Genomic DNA, 5,818 nt, shown 5'->3' on the forward strand with positions numbered 1-5,818 from the left:
TGTCCTAGTTCGTAGTAACGACTTCAGTCGTTCTCTTGTCCTAGTTCGTAGTAACGACTTCAGTCGTTCTCTTGTCCTAGTTCGTAGTAACGACTTCAGTCGTTCTCTTGTCCTAGTTCGTAGTAACGACTTCAGTCGTTATCCCCCGTTGCTTGTTGCAACGGGGGTTTATCCCCAAATATATATATTGTGCTTCTTTTAATCCCTCTCACCACCAATCAAAAACGATGGAACTTCTCATCATCTTTCTTGTTGTTATCGTTGTCATCTTATTAACTTGGATAGTAACTTCCCTCGGTATTCAAAAAGATCGCCTCCCCCACACCATCACCACTCATGAAAACCGCCTCAAACAAATCGAACGACAACTCGGGGACAATCCCACCTCAACCCAAACCGATCGCCGCCTCGCCCAAATAGAACAAAAACTCGATTTAATCCTCTATCATTTAGACATCGAAATCCCCGAACTCGAAGACAATGAACCCCTCACCCTATCCCCCGAACTCTGCAATGTAATTTTACAATTTGTCCCCCCCGAATCTAAAATTGCCACCCTGAGAACCGTCAGAATCCTCACCGGCATAGGACTCAAAGAAGCCAAAAACTTGATTGAATCCACCCCGCAAATCGTCCTCCGTCAAATTCCCGCATCGGAAGCCGAATCCGCAAAACTGCAACTGGAACAAAGCGGGGCGAGAGTTACCCTTCAATAGCCATTTCCCATATCAATCAGGAACACAAGAAACCGGGTTTCTGGTCCAGATTTGCTGCCAATCACCCAAGATTTTATCAAGAAACCCGGTTTCTAACCCATCAAGTACCGCAGTCCTAGAATTCTTCATTCCCTGAGAGGCGATCGCCTCTCCATCTCTGCTTCACCTGTGAACATCGTCTGTCAATTTTAATTGATTTTTTCCCGACACCCATAAATTCTCATGTTTTTTGACAGGTTTCTGCAACTTGTCAACACCAAATAGGGGGAAATCATCAAATTTTAGCCCCAAAATATCTAATAAAAATATAAACTTTTATAAACTGGTCAATTTTCAATTGAATTCGCTACTATCGAGGGAGTTGAAAACCATTCATCGATAAATTGGGGGAAATATTGCAATGGCAGATTCAACCCTATTAGATGCCAAAGATGCAATCAGTCTCAGCAGGCGACAACTCACCTTACCCGCCTGGTTAGCCCTGATTTGTATCATTGCCTTTAGTGTATTACTGTGGGCGGGGGCGGTCATTTCCAAAAATGCCCCACCCGTTCCCGATATCGTGCGATCGCCCAATCAAGAAATCCTCGTCACCCAAGCCAACATCCAATCCGGACAGGAAATCTACCTCTCTCGTGGAGGACAGGATATCGGCAGCATCTGGGGACATGGCAGCTACCTCGCCCCGGACTGGACGGCGGATGTCTTACATCGCTGGGGATTAGCCACCGCAGGCATATTATATAACAACAATCCCAGCTTTTCTCAAAAGGATTTACAAGCATTACCCGCCCCCGAACGCGCCAGTTTGCAAGCACAAGTCAGTGAACAATTTAAAACCAATCGGTATAGTCCCGAAACCCAAGAACTCCTCCTAACTGACGCTCAAAGTCAAGGACTTCAAGAGGTTTTTAAAGACTATCATGAACTCCTAGCCAAAGGGTCTGCAATTCACTCCATCCCCTCCGGTTGGTTCAAAGATGATAGTCAAATTCACGATGTCACAGCCTTCTTTGCCTGGACCTCTTGGGCAGCATCCGCCAATCGGCCCAATGCACCCTTTTCCTATACGGCAAATTGGCCTCATGATGATTTAATTGGCAACCAACCCCCGGCCCAATTTCTGATTTGGTCCATCGTGTCCGTCATCATTTTAATTGCTGGAATTGGGATTTTTCTCTTCATCTATTTAAAAGAAGAGGAGGACGAAGTTTTACCCGTTCCCGCCCGTCCTGCCGTGCGAATTCCCACCCCCAGCCAGAAAGTAACCTCACTATTTTTTGGCGTAGCAATGGCCTTGTTTCTCGTGCAAATCATGATGGGAATGTTTACCGCCCATTATGCCGTTGAAGGGGAAGGATTTTATGGCATTCCCCTGAACCTCTACCTGCCTTATGCGGCCACGAGAACCTGGCATTTGCAACTAGCAATTTTCTGGATTGCCACCTGTTGGTTAGCCGCCGGACTCTATTTTGCTCCCCGATTTAGTGGCTATGAACCCAAAGGACAAGCCCTCGGGAATAGCATCTTATTGGGAGCATTAACCGTCGTCGTTGTCGGTTCCCTGATTGGGTCTTGGTCAGCAGTGCAAGGTCTTTTCAGCGTCAAAACTAGCTTCTTGTGGGGACATCAAGGCTATGAATATATCGAACTAGGACGAGTTTGGCAAATCCTGCTGATTGTCGCGATGATATTCTGGCTGTGGTTACTGTATCGCGGATTTAAACCGGCCTTACAAAAGGAAAAAAGCCCCACAGGATTGAGTCACTTTTTCCTGTATAGCGCCATCACCATTCCCCTGTTTTATTCCGTGGGATTGATGTACACCAATCACACGCCCTTGAGTATTGCCGAGTATTGGCGCTGGTGGGTAATTCATCTCTGGGTCGAAGGATTTTTCGAGGTGTTTGCCACGGTTGTGATTGCCTATTTATGCAGTGAATTAGGCTTTTTACGTCGGTCATCGGCCCTGCGTGCGACCTATTTGACCACCCTGTTATATTTAGGCAGTGGTGTGATAGGAACCCTGCATCACCTCTACTTTTCTGGAACTCCCTCGTTTATTGCGGCGATCGGGTCCGTCTTTTCCGCTTTAGAAGTCGTCCCGCTAACCCTAATTGGCTTTGAAATTTTAAAAACCTTAAAATTGTCCAAAGAAGCCGAAGGATTTTATCGCTGGCCCTTGCGATTTTTCATCGCCACTTGTATTTGGAACCTAATCGGTGCAGGGGTGTTTGGATTCTTGATTAATCCACCGATTGTGTTGTATTATTCCCAAGGAATCAATACCACCCCAATTCATGCTCACGCTGCCTTATTTGGGGTTTATGGCTGCTTGGCGATCGCCCTCATGCTGTTTGCCTTGCGCGAGTTCGTCCCAGATGACGCTTGGGACGATCGCTGGATTAAATTCGCATTCTGGGCCATTAATATCGGATTAGTCATGATGCTAATCTTTGGCTTAATTCCCAACGGATTCTATCAACTCGCCCAATCCGTAGAATACGGCACCTGGTACGCCCGAAGTGCCGAAGTCATCGGTTCCCCCTGGATGCGCTGGACCGTCTGGTTAAGGATACCTGGTGATATCGTCTTCGCTTTGGGAACCGTATCCATGTTTATCTTTACCATGAAGGCAATTTTTGCCATCTTCCAGTTCCCGGTTAAATCCTATCCCCATAAAGAATTTCAACCGATAGAGAAATGATTTTTAACCACAGATTACACAGATTTTCACAGAGATTTTTTCAGTGTTAATCTGTGTAATCTGTGGTTTTTTCTACCGAAATTTGAACATCTATTGCGGATTTGGGGTTTGTAATTGTTGGCGCAATTGGTCGGGGTTGGTTAAGAGGTCAGATTGGGTCATGGCTGTTTGTTCTCCGGTTGCTAACCATTTGAGTTGGACGGTTTGATTTTGGGCTTCTTCATCCCCTAAAATTAAGCAGGCAGCGGCACCGGACCGATCGCCTCTTTTGAACTGTTTGCCAAAGGCACTGCCGCTTAAATCAACTTCGGCGCTAAATCCGGCATGACGCAATTTTTGGGCTAAGACTAAGGCATTCTCTTCCGCCTGTTCCCCCCGGGAAACCACATAAAAATCTAAGGGATTCTGGGGAAGGGTATCCAGTTGTTGCAGTAGAATAATTAACCGTTCTAAGCCGATCGCCCAACCCACAGCAGGGGTATCCGGTCCCCCCAATTGGTTGACCAAATTATCATACCGTCCACCGCCACAGACGGTTGCTTGTGCCCCTAAATCATCGGAAATGATTTCAAAAGCCGTGTGACTGTAATAATCTAATCCCCTCACCAAGCGATGATTCAATTGATAGGGAATTCCTAACTGGGTTAACAAATTTTGGACGCGCTCAAAGTGCCGTTTTGAGTCGTCGCAGAGATAGTCTCCCAGTTTCGGTGCATCTTGGACAATTTCTCCCGTGCGTTTGTCTTTACTGTCTAAAATTCGCAGGGGATTGCGGGTGAGTCGGTCCTGGGAATCCGGGTCTAATTCGGCTTGATAAGGGGTGAGATAGGCAATTAAAGCCTCTCTATAGCGTTGTCTGTCTTCGCTATTACCAACGGAATTGAGGTCCAGGTGCAGGTTTTTCAGTCCCAAAGTTTGCAGGATATCCGTGGCGATCGCGATCGCCTCCACATCTGCACGGGGGTCCGCAGTCCCGAGGACCTCTACCCCAACTTGATGAAATTGGCGCTGCCGTCCCGCCTGGGGTCGTTCATACCGAAACATCGGTCCGGTGTACCACAAGCGCTGCACACCCCCGGAAGCGTGCAGTTTCTGCTCAATATAGGCGCGGACCACTCCGGCAGTGCCTTCGGGACGCAGGGTCATGGAGTAGGGTTTTTTTCCCCGACTCTGGAAACTGTACATTTCCTTGCCAACCACATCCGTCGCTTCCCCAATTCCCCGTTCAAATAGGGATGTCAGTTCAAAAATTGGCGTCCGAATTTCTCGATAGCTGGCTTTGCCGAGGATTTCTCGGACAACGGCTTCTACTTTTTGCCAATAGCCTACCTCCGCAGGCAGGATGTCTCGGGTTCCTCGTAATGCTTGAATTGCGCCCATTGCTTCGTTTTCGATTGCTGCTATTTCCCAGATAAAATCAGCCAATATTGGCGATTCTATGACCCAAAATATCCTAGGAATTCCGACGATGGCGATCGCGGTAATAGCCTAGGATTTGTTCCACCCGTTGAGGTGCGATCGCTTCCGCATCCGGTCCATACTCGATGGATAGTCCGGCGATTTGGCTGTCCAGATAATTAAACACTGCGGCAGTTTGGGGAATCAGTTCAACCTCTACCCCTTGAACCTGCCGCAGATGCGCTGCCAATTCTCGATACACCGTTAATGGCAGTCCTGGTATTTCATATTGAACCGAATTGTCTTCGGTTCCCTGAGTTTTTAACTCTTCCATATTTAATGACTGCTTACCCTAGGTCCTCAATCTCTTGAGTGTCTTCAATCTGTTCTTGAACAGGTTCTAGTTCCGGTTCTTCGTCGGTTAATTGCGGTAAAGTACAGCAATTAACATCATCGATGCAAACCTTACCCGACTGTAAGGCCCATCTGACTAATGCCACACGGTTCGCGGTTTTTGTTTTGTTCAGAATATTGCTGATATGGTTATCCACCGTCCTCTTGCTAATTTCTAGCGATTCTGCTATATCCTGATTGGTCAAACCAGATGCTACCAGTTCAATCACCTGTAGCTCTCGCTCGGAAAGGGTTACATGGGTCTGAGATTCCCCGCCAGCCATAAGCATTTCCTATCTCTGTATATCTACCTATATTGTACTGATTCTATCGGAAATCTGTCTCAAATCTCATGGATTTTACGCTTATTTTGTCTTTTAGTCATCTGGAGGATGGGGGGGATGGGGGGGATAGTCATTTGTCATTTGTCATTTGTCCTTGGTTGATGGGGGACATGGGGGGATGGGGGGGGATGGGGGAGATTGGGGAGATGGGGTGGATGGGGGAGATTGGGGAGATGGGGGAGATGGGGAGGATGGGGTGGATGTTCGTAGTAACGACTTCAGTCGTTATCCCCCGTTCGTAGTAACGACTTCAGTCGTTT

6 protein-coding genes are annotated in these 5,818 nt (G+C 47.3%); 3 read left to right on the forward strand and 3 right to left on the reverse strand.

Going from position 1 to position 5,818, the window contains the following annotated elements:
* From NG833_RS22615 to NG833_RS22625, 3 genes are all read left to right on the forward strand, one after another.
* The coding region (locus tag NG833_RS22615; RefSeq protein WP_254567529.1) for a hypothetical protein at positions 1-202 on the forward strand (202 nt) is incomplete at its 5' end.
* Positions 203-227: 25 nt separating this feature from the next.
* Positions 228-716, forward strand: a complete 489-nt coding sequence (locus NG833_RS22620) for a ribosomal protein L7/L12 (protein ID WP_254567530.1) — start codon at positions 228-230, stop codon at positions 714-716.
* A 400-nt stretch (positions 717-1,116) separates the two neighbouring features.
* Positions 1,117-3,423, forward strand: a complete 2,307-nt coding sequence (locus tag NG833_RS22625; RefSeq protein ID WP_254567531.1) for a nitric-oxide reductase large subunit — start codon at positions 1,117-1,119, stop codon at positions 3,421-3,423.
* A 90-nt stretch (positions 3,424-3,513) separates the two neighbouring features.
* On the opposite strand, the gene hisS is transcribed toward NG833_RS22625, so the two are convergent.
* From hisS to NG833_RS22640, 3 genes are all read right to left on the reverse strand, one after another.
* Positions 3,514-4,803: a histidine--tRNA ligase gene (gene hisS / locus NG833_RS22630; RefSeq protein WP_254567534.1), complete on the reverse strand. Its 1,290-nt coding sequence runs from the start codon at positions 4,801-4,803 to the stop codon at positions 3,514-3,516.
* Positions 4,804-4,876: 73 nt separating this feature from the next.
* Entirely contained in the window at positions 4,877-5,155 is a 279-nt protein-coding gene (locus NG833_RS22635; RefSeq protein ID WP_254567532.1) for an acyltransferase, read from the reverse strand.
* A 13-nt stretch (positions 5,156-5,168) separates the two neighbouring features.
* A complete protein-coding gene (locus NG833_RS22640) occupies positions 5,169-5,498 on the reverse strand; it encodes a LuxR C-terminal-related transcriptional regulator (RefSeq protein ID WP_254567533.1) in 330 nt (109 codons plus the stop codon).
* Positions 5,499-5,818: the final 320 nt, after the last annotated feature.

The sequence above is a fragment of the Oscillatoria sp. HE19RPO genome, assembly GCF_024220515.1.
GTDB lineage: Bacteria > Cyanobacteriota > Cyanobacteriia > Cyanobacteriales > Laspinemataceae > Laspinema.

Coding starts and splice junctions, on each gene's coding strand:
- hisS (WP_254567534.1), bottom strand. CDS start 4,803: ATGGGCGCAATTCAAGCATTACGAGGAACCCGAGACATCCTGCCTGCG.
- NG833_RS22640 (WP_254567533.1), bottom strand. CDS start 5,498: ATGGCTGGCGGGGAATCTCAGACCCATGTAACCCTTTCCGAGCGAGAG.
- NG833_RS22620 (WP_254567530.1), top strand. CDS start 228: ATGGAACTTCTCATCATCTTTCTTGTTGTTATCGTTGTCATCTTATTA.
- NG833_RS22635 (WP_254567532.1), bottom strand. CDS start 5,155: ATGGAAGAGTTAAAAACTCAGGGAACCGAAGACAATTCGGTTCAATAT.
- NG833_RS22625 (WP_254567531.1), top strand. CDS start 1,117: ATGGCAGATTCAACCCTATTAGATGCCAAAGATGCAATCAGTCTCAGC.